We start from the raw sequence: 17,078 nt of genomic DNA, 5'->3' as shown, positions 1-17,078 counted from the left end.
ATGCTTCCCCCCTCCGGTTCGTTGGGCCAGCGGCGCGTGCGGCGGAACCCTAGGTTCGGCGTGCCGACGGCCCTACCCATTGAGGTGGATCGCCGCCATATTCAGGATCTCATTACCCGTGGGATGAAGGCGAAGGTCGTCTTACTGGTCGCGCCATCCGGGTATGGCAAGACCACAGCCCTAGCTCAGTGGGCAAGACAACAAGTACTGCCGGTGATCTGGCTTCGGCTGAACGAAGAGGACAGAGACCCCAAGACTCTCTTCGCCGATCTCGCACAGGCCAGTGCGCTCGCTGGAGTCAGAATGGAAACCTGGGACCGGGTGAGCCTCCTCGACCTGAGCCGGGAGCAACTCATCACCGCCCTAGCGACTGACTTGAACGCCCACGATACCGACCTGACCTTCATTTTGGACGGCGGGGAACATCTGGGAAGCGACGCGGCGCGCGCCCTCACCAATCTGTTGATAGAGCTTGGCGAGGGGCACCGGATTCTCATTGCACAACACGAAGCCTCCCCGTTCAGCGCCGCGCCGTTTGTCGCTCGTGGAGAGGGCTTGCTGATTTCGGCCGATGACCTGGCCTTTACCCCGGAGGACACCAAGGCGGTAGCCCGGCAGTTCGGCGCGCAGGACCGGGCCTCCACAGCCGTGCAGGAACAGTACCAAGGCTGGCCTGCGGGGGTCATGTTAGCCCTGCACACCCAACAGTCTTCTAAGCTCATCCCAGCCACCGCACTTGTGCAGGAAGTGATGAACACGCTACCGCAAGAAGTCAGGCGGGCGCTCCCGCACCTGGCCGTCCTCAGTACCTGGAGTGCTGAGGAAGCACAGAATCTGAGCATCCCACTTCCTGTGGGTTGGTTGGACGCCGTACTGCGAGCCGGGCTCCCTCTCACACCACTTGGTGAGGGGAAATTTGCACCACACGACGTAGTACGCGAGCTGTTAACCGCGTACTTGAAACAGGACCTGGGTTTATGGCGGACGCTGCATCTCAAGGTCGGCCAGCAAGCAGAGGCGCAGGGACAGCCCTACAGCGCGGTACGACATTACGTACAAGCTGGACGTGGGGACCTGGCGATGCGGCTGGCGGAAGAACTGGTCCCCCGCTGGTATCGTGCGGCAGATTGGTTACTTGCACGGGAGGCTTTAGAGCCAGTTCCCAATTCAGAGTTAACTGCACCTTTACGGTCAATCTTGGCGCTGGCGCTGCTAGAGACCGGCGAGGCAGAGCGAGGACGTGAGCTGGCGCAGGAGCAGTTGCGTTTGTTTCCAACTCCCACAGCACACCTTACCTTAAGTTTGGATGCTTACCGAACTGGGAACCTACCGGTAATGATTCAACATATCGAAGCTGGCCTCGCTCTTGCGACTGAACAGAGGGACGTTATCCAACTGTTGCGCTTTAAAGCCGCTTACTTACAAGGAGTCAGCAAGATTGATGAAGGCCTAGCGGTAGCTGATGAGGCGGTCCGGCGGGCCGAAGCAATGGGTAACGTTAGCCTGAAAATAGCTACTCTTTCTGTTAGAGCTTACATTTTCGAGCATAAGCAGGAGAGGAATCTGGCGTTACGAGACCACGAACGTGCGTATCAAGCGGGTCAGCAGCTTGGCCTCACCAATCGCCTGATGCCAATTGTAGATAGGTTGGCACTCCTATATGTAGGCAGAGATCGAGCAGAAGAGGCAGTACAATTGCTAGAAAGTTTTTTGATCGCCTGCGAAAGAACTTACCCTATAGGCGTGCCATCAGCACAGCGTCGTCTTGCACAGGTTCGTCATGCACAGGGGCGAACAAACGATGGCGTTCGGATAGCAAAACAGGCTTTTGATGAATTGCTACGACAAGAAAATCCTATCTCAGCATCAGATGCTTTTGTCTATTTCTTCTATTCAGAATTGCTTTTAGGAAAGAAACCGGAGGCGGTCTTGGCTTTTAACCGTCTTCAAGTCCTACTAGGGGAAGAAAAGTCAAAACTGTCAACTATTTCATGGATAAGAAATAGAGAAGCCAATGCGTATCTATCTTATACTGATGGACACTTAAAGGATGCTCTCAGATATCTAGATGAGTCTGCTAATGAAAACTTGAGGGCATACAATGCCAGCACTGTTCTTACAGAACTCCTCAGATCAGAAATTATGCGTCTTCAAGGTCAATTATCCCGTTCTAACGCAGACGCGGTAGCAGAAGCGCTGCAAAAGCGACCAGAAGATGTGGCAGAGGTTCGTATGGTCCATCCATATTTCCAGCCTCTGTTGCAAGAGTTTATCAAGCAGGGTTGGTCTGCATCAGTGTTCAGCGACCTTCTCGACCGATGCCTCAGGCCCGTTGTATCTGCTGCTCCACAAATCCACTTAGAGTTGACAACCCTTGGACGTGTGAAGGCAACTGTAAAGGGCCAAGAGATTCGCTTAGGTCATGTGTCTGCTATTGAGGCTCTGGTCTACCGGGTTTTGCATCCTACAGCACGTCAGGACCAGCTCGCAGATGAAGTCTGGCGTGGCGCAGACCTCAAACGTGCTCGTCAGTCCGGTCACACTGCTCGGAGTACCCTCAACACCTCCTTTCGTGAAGCAGTGAAGAGTTTAGGTATCCTACTGGCAACCGACTTGATCCTGCCGAGCCAGGGCCGCCGCAATCCAGAATGGGTCCTCAACAGTGCTGTGCAAATCACCTGTGATGCTCTCACCATTGTAGAGAGCCGTGATCCCCACGAGGTTTTGCGCTTATATGGGGGACCATTTCTCCCAGATAGTGTCAGCGAATGGGCGGGTCACTACCGCGAGATGCTTCATAAGCATGTCGTGCAGGTGCTGCATGAGGGGGCGGCCCTTATCGAGTCCCAGAACCCTCAGACCGCCCTTGCCTGGCTGGTGAAGGCGGCGGATTTGGCCCAAACCCCGGAAGCATTCGAGCGAGTGGTACTGCTCAGTTGTCAAATGGGCGAATCGGCTCTTATGCAGGCCGCAGAACAAGCTATTCATTCCCTAGAGGCGGGGGAGGTAGCCTTCCTCAGCCGCTTGTACTCACTGAACTGAGGGCGGCAGCACACGTGCTCCGCAGGACGGCCAGTTGTTCCCGGGTAGCCCCCCACGTTGGTTGGGCGTGCTTCGTGGTCGCGTAGCGTGCCTCTACCACCGTGTAGCCGAGAGGAGCACTGGCCTCCGCCTGCTCCCGCAACATACGGAGGGTCAGGGCCTTGGTCTGCTGAGCCTCGATCTGTCCTGTTTGCGTCTGCACCTCACCTACGCTCCAGTAGGCCACGGCATACCAAGGAGCCGGGCTATCAATACTCTGGTGAACATACACCGCGATCCTCGGCTCACCCTCTCGAACGGGTGCGGGTTGCCCGGCCCCCTGGGTCTTTAAAGCTGCACGCGCGAGGTCGTGCGCTCGCTCGTGCAGAGGACTGCTGTTTCGGGGGACACGTGTGACAGTGACCTGTGGGTGGCTGATGCACAGCGAAGCGCGCAACAGGTTTTCTTGGGCATCCACCTGAAGAGTTGCGCTTACCCCCTGAGGGAGATAGCGCAACGTCGCCAGCGCAGCCGTCACCTCTTGGTGCTCAGTTCGCGGCAGAGGACCGGATACCTCTATGCGAGTCCCGTCGGGAAAAGACAGGACACCGCCGAACGCCGCTCGTGTTCCCTTAGCACTGGCGTCCGAGGCAACCAAGGTGGGGGAGTCACTCATCTGCCGAAGTCTACCCGGCCTCCCTCTGTACCTCGTTGTTGACGGATCTTCAGAACTTTTAAGAAGTTAGTCACAACCTGTAAGGGTGAACGACTGGGCGCTAGATCGATTTTACGAGGTGGAACACTCCTTCGCTCGACCCGAACCTGTGCCACCTCGTCTTGAGCTCTATGCCCAGGCCTCCGCCTGGTGCCTGGAGGGGGACCTCTCGCGTGCTCAGGCGGCCCTCGCCCAGGCTTACGAGGAGGTTCCTCCACTGACCCTGACATGGGACGACCGGTACGCCCTGACCAGCATCGCGGACGACCTGGTGTACGTTGGTCAGCTTCTCCCGTGCCTTCAGCCCACCCTCGACCTGCTCGGGCAGTTCCACGGCACCTGCGGCCACGAAGTCCCCCGGGAGTTGTTATGGTCGCCTGGTGTCGCCACAACGGACGGACGACCTGGATGAGGCCACCCAGGCCGCGCACAGCCAGGCGAACCTGGAGACGATTGCCTGGCTGAGGGCCGCCCTGGCTGCGGAAGACGAGGTAACCCGCCAGGACGAACCCTCGCCCGAGCGATCACCCGACGAGCCGTCATAGACGACGCGAAGACGCGACGGACAGACACGCGCGTGAGTCACTCCCTGGCCCCTTCACAGGCTTGGCCTTTTCACCACACTTTCCCCGCAAGATCACCACACTTTCCCCGCAACTTCGCCAGAGTTTTCCCGCTGTTGTGCCACACTTTTCCCGCCCGACCAACGCACTTTCCCCGCGATATTGCCCCTGGCAAGGCGCCAGTATCGCGGGAAAAGTGTGTGGCTTTTGCGGGAGAAGTGTGGAATTCACGCGGGGAAAGTGTGTGGCTTTCGCGGGAAAAGTGCGTGAATACTGCGGGAAAAGTGTGGAATACCGGCAGGGAAAATACGACTGGCACGCTGAATACTCCGTCCCTTGATTGATCAATCAGTTCAAAAAGAGGTTTTGATCTTGATTACAATCAAGGGCGTGGACGATCCCCGCATCAGTGAGCTGGACCTCGCTCGGGCGGGGATCGTCAGCGCCTCACAGTCCGCGCCCCGGGAGCGCGAGTGGCTGGCCCAGTTCGAGGCAAACGGCGTGCGCTACGCCGTCTCCGGGCATTCCCACCGGGGACGGCCCTACGGGGTGGACGGCGACATCCTGCTGGCCCTCCAGACGCTGTTTTTCAAGGCCGGATGCCCGGACAGCAACCGCATCCGTCTTCCCCCTGCCCTGCTGCTGGGCATGGTGAACCTCTCGCGCTCAGGGAAGGATTATGTCCGGCTGCGCGAGGGGCTGCTGCGGCTGGCTTCGGTCCGCTGGGAAATGTCGGCGAGCTGGGGCGGCATCGAGTCGCGCCGCGAGAGCCGCACCACCTCGACCGGCATCATCTCTGACCTGTGGCTCGACGACGATGTGGGCACCGAGGACTTTGTGGGGGTGCAGGTCAGCGCCGATTCGCTGGTGGACGTGGCGTTCACCATCACCTTCGCGTCGCTGATCCGTGACGGGCTGTACCAGATTCTCGACGGGGACCTGATGGCGCGGCTGGGCAGCAGCCCCAGCCGCGCGCTGTACCGGGCGCTGGCCGCCCACCGCATCCGGGGAGATCACCTGGCCCAGGCAATGCGGGTGAACCTGCGCGAATGGATCGTGGCCTGCGGCTTGAGCGAGCGCACGGACGCCGCGCTGCGGACCCTGGAAGCCTCGCACGAGCGCCTGATCAACGAGGGCTACCTGGAACTGGTCGAGGACGAGGGGCGGGGGGCGCACCGAACCCTGACCTACCGCTTCCGGGCCGCCGCACACCCCGAGCAGGTGCGCGAACTGACCCTGCGCGGGGTGGTTCCGGCGGTCGCGGCTTCGGTGTCGGCGGACCACCCCGAGCGCGTGATGCCTGCTCTGCGGGCGGTCGAGCAGCGCGTTCAGGGGGGCTGGAAGCCCCGGTCGCTCTCGGCGGCCATCGTGGACGCCATCAAGAATCCCGAGAAGTGGGAGTACGCCCCGCAGACGCCCCTCAAGCCGCCCAAAGGGAAGCGGGCAGCCCCCCGGCCTGCTGAGGCTCCGGAGGCGCCTGCCGATCCCCGGGGAGCGGCCCAGGTGATGCTCAAGCTGAAACTCAAGCGCGACCCCTCCCCACTCGCCCTGGACGCCCTGAAGGCTCTCTCGCCGGAAGGGGTCACGGCTCTCACAGCAGCGCTCAAGCGGCCTGGTCCCGACGCGCTGGAACTGGCCGTGGGCATCCTGGGCACGCCGCTGTAACGGCCCGGGAGTCCTTTCAGCGGACTCGGCTGGAGTGGCCCTCTCCGACAGCCTGCTGCCCGAGCTGGGGCACACCGCCCTCCAATCGCGCGCAGCGCGAGCCGCGTGGGCCGCAGGCCCGCCCCTCACAGCTACCCCGAGAAATGGATCTTCGCCCCGCTACGAGGGGGGTAGCCAGACCGTGGGGAGGGCAGGCAGTGCGGAGCGGCACCCGGATACTTGCCCGCCTGACCGCTGTTAGGTTCGGCTCGGGGAGAACCCCCTCAACCACCTGCCTACCGCTGCATACAAACATGCAAAAAAGCAAAAATGTTAAAGAGTGAAGCAGGAGTCTCGACCTGCCGCATCAACTGGCCCGCTCATCGTCCTGGCGCTCCCACGGCTCGTTCCTGGGATACCCGTAGGCGCTCTGCACCGCCTGCCGCGCCTCGTCCCCCGTGAAGGCTGTGCGCTTGACCCCCTGCACCCGGTCCACGTACTCCTCGACGTGCGCCAGTGCCTCGTCCTCGGTGTAGTCGTTGGCGTGCATCCACAGCCCGAACATGAACGCCCCCCGGTTGCGGCTGATCGGCGCGTACGCTGAAGCCCGGTCCAACATCAGCCACACCGGCACGCGCCGCTCGCCCTGCCCGACCTGGCTCTGGTGGGCCTGCGCCCTCTGCGCCTGGGTAGGCTGTGCGGTCTCTGCTGGCTGCACCAGCCCCAGCGCCCACCGCAGCGGGTACGTCGTGCCCCCCACCGTCACAGAGTCGGGAATGTCCTCGACCCGAAGCGGCTTGCGGTGGCCGGTGCGCCGGTACTGCCCTTTGCGATTCCTCGACGGCGGGTACATGGCATATCCGCCGTCCCCCCGAATATCGAAGCCTGGGGGCAGGACCGCCTTGTTCTTGCTGGCGTTGCTCGGCACGTACCACCCGGGATGGGGCACATAGAAGTGCGCGCCGCCGCTCGGCGTGAGGACGTGGGGCTCCCAGCCCAACTCCACGAGGAGGGCCAGGCCCTCCGCGTCCACGTCCACCACCACCCGCCCGGACTTCCGGCCAGTCACGAACCCGATGCCCCGGGCGCGGTGCTCCAAATACCACGCCTCCAGCTCGTCCTCCGTCGGCAGACGGTCCTGGAACACTTTCCAGGTGCTGCGCCTCTCCCCTCCCCTGTTGATGTACCAGTGGCCTGTTCCCTTCAGGGCTTCGTGGTGAGGTTCCTTGGCCTTCGGGCTGATGCCGCCGCCTGTTGGGATGACTGGGATGCCCAAGGCGACCAGCTTCCGCGCCTCCCGGTGCATGAGTTTGGGTTCGTTCTCGTACATGGGCATCCTCCTCACTCCTACATTCCTACATGTAAAAAATTAAAAATGTTTGCATGTTAAAAACAGAGGGCGCGTTGGCCTTCCCTTTTTACTCCCGAATGTCGGGATGGTGCTTGCTGAGGTATTCCTCGACGGCCTGCTCCAGCGTCTCGAACAGTTTCCGGTCCTCACGGGCGGCAGCCTGCCTGAGCCTGCGCTTCGTGCCGTTCCGGAGATGACTGCTGAACGGCTCCGGCTTGGCGCTCTTGTCTTCTGCGACAGCCAGTGAAGCTGCTGGAGGGCTGACGGGAACGGCAGCCTCGGGTTTGCTGCGGATGGAGTCGAGGCCGCTGAAGCGCCCGGCCTTTTTGCCCTCAGCGGACATGGTTCAGTACCTCGCGGGCCACGCTGCCGTAATCGAGAGAAACCAGCTTGGCGTAGCGGTTGGTGGTGTAGGCCTCCAGCGGCACCCGCCGTTCGGCCGCGTCTCCCACCGCCGTGCTCTGCCGGACCAGCGTGGTCATGACGGGCACCTCCTGCTCGGCAAGGGCGTCCCGCAGCTCCTCACCACGGCCGCCAACGTTGGCGACGATCAGCACCCGGTAGTTGCTCACTCCGGCATCAACAAGGGGGGTGAGGGTGCGGATGAGGCCAGTCGCGCTGAGACCGTCCGGCTTGGTGGGGATGACCAGCAGATCGCTGGAATGGGCGAGGCTCACGAGGTCCTGGCCCTGCTCGTTGCCCTTGGTGTCGATGATGACGTACTCGTAGCCCTCGGCCTTCTCCGGGGTGAACTCGCGGAAGGGCAGGGCATCGAAGGTCCAGCCCTCGAAGTCGCTGGCCCGCCAGTACACCGCGCACTGCAACTCCTCGTCAGCATCGAGGAGCAGCGTCTTCCCCTTGCGCCCGAGCTGCTGCGCCAGGTGGACGGCGCTGGTCGTCTTGCCCACGCCGCCCTTCATGTTGCCGATGCTGATGACTTTTGCCATACGACATTTTAACACGCGAACATACAAGTATGTAAAAATGTAAACATGCAGAGAAAAGGCGCCCTGTGAGGGCGCCCCGGTTGCTCGGTAGGGGAGAGGTCTACTTGCGGCGGGCGGTCTTCCGGGTGCCGGTGGCCGCCTTAGCGCGCTTGCCCTTGGCAGCCTGACTGCGGCTCTGTCCGAGGGCTTGGCCCTTCTCGTAGCTGGCCTGCATCTTCCGGCGGGTCTCTTCGGCCAGCGCTCTGAAATCGACCAGACCGGCCTCAATGTTCTCGGCGGTGGGCTTGGGCGTCCCGCTGCGGCGCGAAGGGGCGGCCAGATCCGTATTGGTCTGCTCGAACCACTGCTCAGCGTCGGGCGTCACTTCAAACAGCATGTCCCGGGCGTCCCGCTGGTAGCTGCCTTCCGCGCCCCGGCGCCTGAACTCCTTCGGCATCGTGAAGCGTTCAGGCAGATACATGGCGTCAATCTTGCCTTCCCGCACCGCGTCACGAAACTGGCGAACGAAGGCATCGCTGCGCTGAGGATTACTGAGTTCCTGCATCTGCTCGCTGAGCTTCTTGTAAGCCATATCTCACGCAGTATGAAAGAAGAAGAACCCCTTGTAAAGTCAACCGCCTTGTTCTCTCAGTCTCTCGCAGGTAAACCCTGAAGGTGTGTGCTCGACTTGGTTGCAGGTAGGACGCGCACAGAACACCGGACGAGGTGGTCAATCTCCGAGTTTGCAAGGAAGCAAGCAGTCATGAATGGAAGCGTTGGCTACTGCTTACGCCGTTGAGGGCCTGGAACGCCGTGTTCATCGGTTTAGCGGCTCAGAAGGCGTCTGGGCGCAGCGCATTCCGTCGAGGAAGGCGCGCCGGGGTTGTTCAGCGTCCCTTGATCCAGACCGCCGTGTCGTTGATGGGCTGCGTCTCGATGGGCTGGAAGTTGTCCTGAACGATGCTGGGGGCCTTTCCGAGGCTATGCCCCAGGCCGGGGTACAGCTTCACGGTGGTTGGGACACCGCTTTTCCTCAGGGCGTCGGTCAGGGCGTTCAGATACTTCGCGGGCGTGTTGGCGTCGTTCTGGCCTTGCAAGATCAGCACTGGCACCTTGATCGAGGGAGCCTGGGCAGTCGTGACCGGCAGCGCACGGGCGCGGGAGTAGATGTTCAGGGGCGCCTGTGGGGTCTCGATCAGGAACTTCACAACAGCGCGCGCGCCGGGCAGGTACTCACTGTCCAGTTCCACGACGCCGTTCTTGTTCTGATCGTAAGCGGCCAGATTCAGTTCGTACTTCCCGGCAGCCAGGCTCTCCTGGTTCAGGGCGAAGGTCAGGGCACTGCGGGCGACCAGACCGCCAGGGCCGGTGTAGGCCACGGTCAGGTTCTGGTTGGTCAGCCCATCCGGTACCACCTGCTTTAGGTACGGCAGTTGCACGTCCGTGAGCTGCTTGTCGAACAGGTCCGCCCACGGCAGCGTCACAGGCGCTTGCAAGATCAGCCCCGCGACTTCCGGGTGGTTGTTCACCAGGGCGGCGGCGACGGTGCTGCCCTCGCTCCAGCCGTACACATAGATGCGCTCCGGATCGACACGCGGGTTGGCCTTGATGGCGTTCAGGGCCGTCTCGGCGTCCTTCAGGAAGGTGTTCAGGTCGGCCTTGGTATAAAAGCTCTGGTAGTCCACCTTGCCGGGGCCGCTCACGTAATGCTTGTTGTAGCGCAGCACCGCGATCCCCTGGCTGCTCAGGCCCTGGGAGAGGTCCGCGAAGATGCGGCTGAGCACCTTGCCGTCGGGGCCGGTGACGGTGAAATCCATGTCAGCGGGGGTGGAGCCGTGAATCAGCAGCACGGCGGGCAGCTTCCCGGTCTGCGCGGCGGGGTAGGTCCACTGCGCCGCACTCGTGAAATCCCCGAAGTTCAGGGTGGTGTTCACACGCTGGGGGAGCTGGGTGACCGGCGCGGGGCCACCTGAGCCGCCAGCCGCAGCGAAAGGACTGAGGGCAACGGCAAGGGCCAACGTGATTTTACGCATGGTTCAACGTAACACATAACGCTGTTAGAGGCTTGAAACACTGTGTTCATCGGCTTTCCAGCTCAGGAAGTATCTGGGCACCGTGAGCGACGCTGTGCGGCCGAGGTCCCGCATTCAGAGCATTTTTGCAGGACTTGCCGTCTGGCAACGGCGTTCCTTATCCGTGCAGCGCTCGGCGCGGGGAGTGCCGTTCAAAGGGGAAGCAAGGCGGGCGGCGGGGTTTGCCCCCGGGCAGCCAATTCTTGAAGCTGGAACAGCTCGCTTGGTCCCCACAGCGGCACCCTGTTGGCCTGGGCGAGGGCCTGAGCTGGGCGGGTATAACCTGGCCCGCTGGTGACGACCACCGCCTGCGAACAACGGTAGAACGCCCCCAGCCGCCACGATCTCCTGCACCGCCGCGTTGCCGACGTTGTTCCTGTAATGCTTGACCTGCACAGCGACCCGCACCCCACCTGGCCCCACGGCGATCACGTCCGCGCCCTGATCGCTGCTGCCGCGTGTCGCCTCGGCCCGCCACCCGGGCAAGGCGGAGATGACCTGGGCGACATGCAACTCCAGTTGACGGGGCGTGAGCGCCTGAAGATCTCGCAGGGCCAGGGCACGGGCCTGACGGCGACGGCCCCGCAGGATGAACCCGGCCAGGGCAGCCACCAAGACCAGCAGCAGCAGGCCCAGCAGCCCCCAGTTGGCACTCCACCCGGCGTAGAGCGTGCCAAAAAGCAGCGCGAGGCCGAGCGTCCCGGCGGGGTCGTCCTTTTTTCGTGTTCTTCGTTTTGCCATGCCCGGGAGGGGAGTGCGGCGTGTCTGACACACGCCGCACACTTTCCCGCCTTTTCCACAAGGGGCCTCCGGCTGCCCGGGAGCGTCAATGCGGGGCGCTCTGGGCGAGGGCGGCGTACAGATCAACGGTAGCTTTGACGGCCTCCAACATCGTGGCGGCCTGCTCGTTGCCCTCACCTGCGGCGGCACGGAGCAACTCGTAAGATTTGCGGGCATGGTCGGCCCGCTCCTGGCAGGCAGCGGCGCGGTCGGGGTTGGGGTAGAGATAACCCTGCTGGGTGGTCACGCGGCGGTAACGGCGCAAGAAGTCCGTGCCTGCCGGGTTGGGGGGGAGCTGGCGGGCGAGGATGCGGGCCTGGCGGATATTGCGGGCGAGGTGACGGCGCCGCTCGCGCATCCGCTCGGCCTCGGCTTCAAGTTCAGGGGTGCGGGCTTGGGTCGTCATCGCGGGTCACTCCTGGGGAAGAGTGGCCCCGCCTCCCTCGGCGGGGCCGTGCAGGGTCAGGCGGCGCGGGCGCTGCGGGCGCTCACGGCGGCGGCCACGCTGCGGGCACCCGGATACAGGCGGCACAGGTGCGCCCACACCACACGGGCTTCCCGTTCGTAGAGGTCCGCGAGGCTGGGCACGGGTGCCCACTCTCCCAGGGCCGCAGCGGCGAGCGCGTAATGCTGGGCGCTGGGCAGACCAAGGATGCCCATGATGCGGTGCAGCAGAGCAGCGCGCGGCTTGCCAATGACGATCTCGGTAAAGGCGGTGTTGGGCGCTTCCGTCTCGGGCGTGCGGGTTTCCTCCAGCAGCACCACGCGGCCGTCCCGCTTGGCCCAGTTCAGTAACCTCACGGCCTCCTCGACCGTCTCGGCCTCGCCGTCCACTTGGGCGCTCAGGGTGCCTTCGTGGTCGGCGCTGAGCGTGACGGTGCAGCTCCCGAGGTACACGGTCGCGCTCGGGCCGTCACCCCATCCGCCATAAAGGTCCACCTTCCAAGTGCGGCTCTTGTTACGGGGCTTGTCTTTGTTCACGGTCTCGCTCCTTTCCCCTCTGTCCGGGGTAAAAGAAGTGTACCACGTTTGTGGTACATAATCAAGCCTTTTCCGCTCTGGAGGGGCGGGGCCGCCCTGGTCGGGCGGCCCCGCCGGGTTAGCTGGCCTTGAGGGTGCGGGAGCGCGTCAGGCGCTCAGAACCGTACTTCTCGCGCATTTCCTCCATGCTGGTGTTGCCCCGCCCGCTGCTGGCCTTGCCCTTGAACGCCCACATTGCGCGCTTGTGCATCCACCAGTAGCCCGCAGCCTTCAAGGTGTCCTTGTGGGGTTTGGTGTCGCCGGATACCCACACCCACGCCCCGATGATTTCCACCTCTACGCCGTCGAGGTGAGCGATCTTCTCCACGGCCTCGCGCACCTTGGCTTCAACCTCGGCCTCTTCCTCACGGGTCTTGTAAAACTTGCCCTGGCCGTACTCGTCGGCACCTTTGCCGCTCAGCAAGCGGGCCATCAGCCGCTCATACTGGGTGTTGATCTCCTGCATCTGCTCGGTGCTGCCGCCCTTGTCTGGGTGGTACTGCTTGCACAGCACGCGGTAGGCGGCCTTGAGTTCGTCGGCGGTGGTCACGTTCTGGAAGTAGTTCACTTGCGCTCCTTCCCCCTCTGTCCGGGGTAAGGAAAGTGTACCACCAATGTGGTACACAGTCAAGCATTTATGCCCTCTAAGACGGCTTTTCCCGCCTTCCCCTTTTCCTCAGGTGCGCGCCCACACCGGGGGGGAGCAGCCCCCCGGTGTGCCGCCCCTGGCGGCTCCCTGGCCCACCACCCCGCGCCCCTGGTCCGCTCACGCCCCGGTCTTTCCTCCTGCTTTTGCTTTTGCCTGTCAACGGTGCGGCCCCTGGCCGCCCCCCTTGTGGGGTTGCCGTTGACAGGGAAAGCCCCGCCGAATCCTTGAGGCCGCAGGCCGGAAAAAATGTCGGTGCCCCTCCCTGACATTTTTCCGGCTGCTGCCCGTCCGGCGAGGACTCCTCTTTGTCTCTCGCCGTGCCCGGCTAGGCCGACGATGGGCACGGCCACCGCCGAGACCGTCAGGCTCGCCGGTCAGGGTACAGGGCGGCCTCTGGCCGCTCCCCTTTCTTCGGTGCGCCCCCTGCACCGAATCCCGGCCTTTGGCCGGGGGCGTGTCATTTCGGCCCTCGTGGGCCGCTGGCCTGGCCCCCTTGCCCCTCGGCGCCGCTGCTGGAGGTCACCTGCGGGGGGAGTGCCGCGCACGCGCGGCTGGGGGGCGGTCAGCCCCCTGTGAAGGCGCGCACGCGCGCCGAAACCGCATCCTGGCGCACGCGCCAGGTGCGCCCGCACCTTTCCAGACTCAACATATAAACATGTAAAACAGTAAAAATGTTAAAGCTTGTAAGAAACCTATACCTGAGGCCGTAAGTACTTATTTCAGGATTTGGCTGAATGCCCGGAAACCCATCAAGGTGCTGGCTCACAGCCTTGCGACCGTGGGCCTGGTTTGATCTGGCACCGAACGGCTCCGCCATGCCCTGCGCTAACGTCTGGACGAGCCTCCTGATCTCCCGACCTTGCTAACAACATCTTGCTCAGCGCCCGGAGTGGCTGGAAGGGAAGTTGTTGGCTACTGAGTCGGGGACCACATATGCAGCACCTCGGACACATCGTCTTCGCTAGATTGGACACCTACACTCCAGGGGACCCACTTTGCCAACCATTTACGACAACATTGAAAAGCACCTGCTGCCCGAACTCCAGGCCACGCTGAACCAGGCGCAGGGAGCGGACTTCAGCATCGGCTACTTCAACCTGCGAGGCTGGCGTGCCCTCGCGTGTCAGGTCGAGCATTGGCCCGAGGGGGCCGTCTGCCGAATCCTGATCGGGATGCAGCGCCCCGACCGCGAGAACCTGGAAACGCTGTTCGGCCTGCGAGGGGACGAGCCAGTGGACCGCGCCAAGCTGCTTCAGGCACGGCGCGAGCTGATCGAGGAGTTCAGGAGACAACTGACTGTTGGGCTGCCCACGTCCGCCGACGAGGTGGCCCTGCGTGACCTGATCCGCCACATCCGGCAGGGCAAGGTGCAGGTCAAGCTCTTCTTGCGCCATCCTCTCCACGCCAAGCTGTACCTGGTCCGCCGGGCAGATCACAAGGCCCCGCTGGTCGGGTACGTGGGCAGCTCGAACCTGACGTTCTCCGGCCTGAGCGGGCAGGGGGAACTCAACCTGGACGTGGTGGATCAGGACGCGGCCCTGAAGCTGGAAGCGTGGTTTGCCGACCGTTGGAATGACCGTTTCTGCTTGGAGCTGACGGATGATCTCCTGACCATTCTGGAAGAAAGCTGGGCGTCCGAAACCCTGCGTTCCCCCTACCACATCTATCTGAAGATCGCCTACCACCTCTCACGGGAAGCGCGGGCAGGCATCGCGGAGTTTCAGTTGCCGCGTAACTTCCCCACGCCGCTGTTTGAATTTCAGGCTGCCGCCGTGAAGATCGCCGCGCACCACCTGGTCAACCGGGGGGGCGTGATGATCGGGGACGTGGTGGGCCTAGGCAAGACCATGATGGCCTCGGCGCTGATCCGCACGATGGAGGACCAGTACTTCGACACGCTGATCCTCTGCCCGGTGAACCTGGTGCCGATGTGGGAGCAGTACCGCCGAGATTACGGCCTGCGGGCGGAGGTGATGGCCCAGAGTCAGGCCCGCAGCAAGCTGCCCGACCTGCGCCGCTACCGCCTGGTGGTGATTGACGAGAGCCACAACCTGCGCAACCGCGAGGGCAAGACCTACGCGGCCATCCGGGACTACATCACCCGCAATGACAGCCACGTGGTGCTGCTGACCGCCACGCCGTACAACAAGACCTACCTGGACCTGTCCAGCCAGCTCCGGCTGTTCCTCCCCGAAGAACGCGACATCGGCATCCGCCCGGAAGCGTACCTGCGCACCATCTCTGACGGCGAGATCGGCTTCGTCCGCAAGCACCAGTGCGCTGTGCGCTCCATCCGCGCGTTCGAGCACAGCGACGACGCGGACGACTGGCGCGACCTGATGCGGCTCTTCCTGGTGCGCCGCACCCGGACCTTCATCCAGAACAACTACACCGAGTTCGACGAGGCCCGGCAGCGATCCTACCTGGCTTACCCAAACGGCCAGAGGTACTACTTCCCGGTGCGTCAGCCGCGCACCTTGGCCTTTCCGGTAGACGACCAGTACGCCTCGCTCTACAGCACGCAGGTCGTGGACGTGATTGATGGCCTGCGCCTGCCCCGCTACGGCCTGGGCAACTACGTCACGCCCCTGCTGGAGCACAGTCCCAGCGCCGCAGAACTGAACACGCTCAAAGACCTCTCGCGGGCAGGGGAGCGGCTGAAGGGGTTCGTCCGTACCAACTTCTTCAAGCGCCTGGAAAGCAGCGGCTTTGCCTTCCTGCAATCGGTCGAGCGGCATATCCGCCGCAATGGGGTATTGCTGCACGCCTTGGCGAACGGCCTGCCTGTGCCGGTGGGATCGCAGGACGCGGCCCTGCTGGATTCCATCGACGAGGACGAGAGCAGCGTGGTCAGCGATGTGGGCAACGCGGACGACACCGCGCGGCTGAGTGACGAGGGGCAGCAGGTGAGCTACGGGGACGTGTACCAGATGTTCTCCGGTCAGTACCACAACCGCTTCAAGTGGCTCCCTGCCGAGCTGTTTACGCCTGCGCTGAGCGACGACCTCCAAGCCGACAATGACGCCCTGCAAGAGATTCTGGCCGCTGCGGGCCGCTGGCAGGCGCAAGCGGATGCCAAGCTGGCGACGCTGCACACGCTCCTCAGCGGGCAGCACGGCCAGGACAAGGTGCTGATCTTTACGCAGTTTGCCGACACGGCCCGCTACCTGGAACGGGAACTGACGGGCCAAGGCGTGACCCGCCTGGCCTCGGTGACGGGCGAGAGCCGCAATCCCACCGAACTGGCCCGCCGCTTTGCCCCGCAGGGCCAGCGCGTGCAGGATGAACTGCGCGTGCTGATTGCCACCGATGTGCTGTCAGAGGGTCAGAACCTGCAAGACGCTTTTGTGGTGGTGAACTACGACCTGCCCTGGGCGATCATCCGCCTGATTCAGCGGGCCGGGCGCGTGGACCGCATCGGGCAGCAGTCCGATACCGTCCACGCCTATTCGTTCATTCCCTCCGACGGTGTGGAAAAGCTGATTGGCCTGCGTGCCCGCGTCAGCAGCCGCTTGCGGGATGCCGGGCAGGTGGTCGGCGGCGACGAGGCCTTCTTCGACGACGAGGAGGCGGCCAGCGACCTGCGCGACCTCTATAACGAAAAGGCCGGAATTCTGGACGAGGTGGGTGATGGCGAGGTCGATCTGGCGAGCGAGGCTTACCAGATCTGGAAGAACGCCACCGACGCCGATCCCGGACTGCTTGACCTGATTCCCAAGCTGCCGAGCGTGGTCTACGCCACCCGGTCGCACACCGCCACGCCTGCACAGCCGAGTGGGGCACTGGTGTACCTGCGCACGCCGCAGGGCAATGACGCGCTCGCCTGGCTGGATGAACAGGGGGGAAGCGTCACGGAGAGCCAAATTGCCATTCTGCGGGCGGCGGCCTGTCACCCGGCCACGCCCGCCCTACCGCCCCTGCCCAACCATCACGAGCTGGTGGAGCGCGCCGCCCGCCGGGTGGTGGAAGAGGAAGCGTCGGGCAGTGCCGGGGCGCTGGGCACACCCGGCAGCACCCGCCGCAAGCTGTACGAGCGCCTCAAGCACATCCAGGACACCCGCGAGGGTTCGCTGTTCACGGACCCGGAGCTGAAGACCGTGTTGGAGGACCTGCTGGCTGCGCCCCTCCAGGAGGCGGCACGTAACACCCTCGGGGGACATTTCCGCTCCCGCATAGGTGACGACGCGCTGATCCGGCTGGTGGTGCAGCTTCACCAGGAAGGTCGCCTGACCGTCCCAACCGATGACCTGAGCCGTTCTGAGCCAGAAATTCTTTGCTCGCTGGGCCTGACCCCGATGTAAAGCATTTTGGTCCTACCCCAACCCACCTTTGATTCC

13 protein-coding genes are annotated in these 17,078 nt (G+C 63.2%); 4 read left to right on the top strand and 9 right to left on the bottom strand.

The genetic code is table 11. The features are described from left to right. The 3 genes from HNQ09_RS16870 to HNQ09_RS16860 all read left to right on the top strand — a co-directional run bounded on the left by HNQ09_RS16870 (position 1) and on the right by HNQ09_RS16860 (position 5,964). On the top strand, positions 1-3,042 hold the full coding sequence (locus HNQ09_RS16870) for an AAA family ATPase (protein ID WP_184031593.1): 3,042 nt from the start codon (positions 1-3) through the stop codon (positions 3,040-3,042). Between the two features lie 1,074 nt (positions 3,043-4,116). Then, positions 4,117-4,281 (top strand): hypothetical protein, encoded by a 165-nt coding sequence (locus HNQ09_RS16865; RefSeq protein WP_184031591.1) that lies wholly within the window; start codon positions 4,117-4,119, stop codon positions 4,279-4,281. Between the two features lie 408 nt (positions 4,282-4,689). After that, entirely contained in the window at positions 4,690-5,964 is a 1,275-nt protein-coding gene (locus HNQ09_RS16860; protein ID WP_184031590.1) for a replication initiator protein A, read from the top strand. A gap of 346 nt (positions 5,965-6,310) precedes the next feature. On the opposite strand, the gene HNQ09_RS16855 is transcribed toward HNQ09_RS16860, so the two are convergent. From HNQ09_RS16855 to HNQ09_RS16815, 9 genes are all read right to left on the bottom strand, one after another. Then, complete coding sequence (locus HNQ09_RS16855) at positions 6,311-7,273, bottom strand: bifunctional DNA primase/polymerase (RefSeq protein WP_184031589.1); 963 nt, start codon at positions 7,271-7,273, stop codon at positions 6,311-6,313. A gap of 88 nt (positions 7,274-7,361) precedes the next feature. Beyond that, positions 7,362-7,637 carry a hypothetical protein gene (locus tag HNQ09_RS16850; protein ID WP_184031588.1) on the bottom strand — a complete coding sequence of 92 codons (276 nt, stop codon included), beginning with the start codon at positions 7,635-7,637 and terminating at the stop codon, positions 7,362-7,364. Further along, complete coding sequence (locus HNQ09_RS16845; RefSeq protein WP_184031587.1) at positions 7,627-8,241, bottom strand: ParA family protein; 615 nt, start codon at positions 8,239-8,241, stop codon at positions 7,627-7,629. Before HNQ09_RS16845 ends, HNQ09_RS16850 begins: the two co-directional genes overlap by 11 nt. A gap of 100 nt (positions 8,242-8,341) precedes the next feature. After that, positions 8,342-8,812, bottom strand: coding sequence for a hypothetical protein (locus HNQ09_RS16840; RefSeq protein WP_184031586.1), 471 nt, complete (start codon positions 8,810-8,812; stop codon positions 8,342-8,344). Positions 8,813-9,107: 295 nt separating this feature from the next. After that, complete coding sequence (locus HNQ09_RS16835; RefSeq protein WP_184031585.1) at positions 9,108-10,253, bottom strand: alpha/beta hydrolase family protein; 1,146 nt, start codon at positions 10,251-10,253, stop codon at positions 9,108-9,110. A gap of 114 nt (positions 10,254-10,367) precedes the next feature. Beyond that, a complete protein-coding gene (locus HNQ09_RS16830) occupies positions 10,368-11,033 on the bottom strand; it encodes a restriction endonuclease (protein WP_246363450.1) in 666 nt (221 codons plus the stop codon). Between the two features lie 85 nt (positions 11,034-11,118). After that, a complete protein-coding gene (locus HNQ09_RS16825; protein ID WP_184031584.1) occupies positions 11,119-11,478 on the bottom strand; it encodes a hypothetical protein in 360 nt (119 codons plus the stop codon). Between the two features lie 56 nt (positions 11,479-11,534). Next, positions 11,535-12,053: a hypothetical protein gene (locus HNQ09_RS16820; protein ID WP_184031583.1), complete on the bottom strand. Its 519-nt coding sequence runs from the start codon at positions 12,051-12,053 to the stop codon at positions 11,535-11,537. 118 nt (positions 12,054-12,171) lie between these two features. Continuing rightward, positions 12,172-12,660 (bottom strand): DnaJ domain-containing protein, encoded by a 489-nt coding sequence (locus tag HNQ09_RS16815; RefSeq protein ID WP_184031582.1) that lies wholly within the window; start codon positions 12,658-12,660, stop codon positions 12,172-12,174. Between the two features lie 1,076 nt (positions 12,661-13,736). Between HNQ09_RS16815 and HNQ09_RS16810 the strand changes: the two genes are divergently transcribed. Beyond that, complete coding sequence (locus HNQ09_RS16810) at positions 13,737-17,042, top strand: helicase-related protein (protein ID WP_184031581.1); 3,306 nt, start codon at positions 13,737-13,739, stop codon at positions 17,040-17,042. Positions 17,043-17,078: the final 36 nt, after the last annotated feature.

The organism is Deinococcus budaensis, assembly GCF_014201885.1.
Taxonomy (GTDB): Bacteria; Deinococcota; Deinococci; order Deinococcales; family Deinococcaceae; genus Deinococcus; species Deinococcus budaensis.
Note: the sequence above shows the minus strand (reverse complement) of the source record. Positions and strands in the feature narration are given on the sequence as shown.

Coding starts and splice junctions, on each gene's coding strand:
- HNQ09_RS16870 (WP_184031593.1), top strand. CDS start 1: ATGCTTCCCCCCTCCGGTTCGTTGGGCCAGCGGCGCGTGCGGCGGAAC.
- HNQ09_RS16855 (WP_184031589.1), bottom strand. CDS start 7,273: ATGTACGAGAACGAACCCAAACTCATGCACCGGGAGGCGCGGAAGCTG.
- HNQ09_RS16850 (WP_184031588.1), bottom strand. CDS start 7,637: ATGTCCGCTGAGGGCAAAAAGGCCGGGCGCTTCAGCGGCCTCGACTCC.
- HNQ09_RS16845 (WP_184031587.1), bottom strand. CDS start 8,241: ATGGCAAAAGTCATCAGCATCGGCAACATGAAGGGCGGCGTGGGCAAG.
- HNQ09_RS16840 (WP_184031586.1), bottom strand. CDS start 8,812: ATGGCTTACAAGAAGCTCAGCGAGCAGATGCAGGAACTCAGTAATCCT.
- HNQ09_RS16835 (WP_184031585.1), bottom strand. CDS start 10,253: ATGCGTAAAATCACGTTGGCCCTTGCCGTTGCCCTCAGTCCTTTCGCT.
- HNQ09_RS16830 (WP_246363450.1), bottom strand. CDS start 11,033: ATGGCAAAACGAAGAACACGAAAAAAGGACGACCCCGCCGGGACGCTC.
- HNQ09_RS16825 (WP_184031584.1), bottom strand. CDS start 11,478: ATGACGACCCAAGCCCGCACCCCTGAACTTGAAGCCGAGGCCGAGCGG.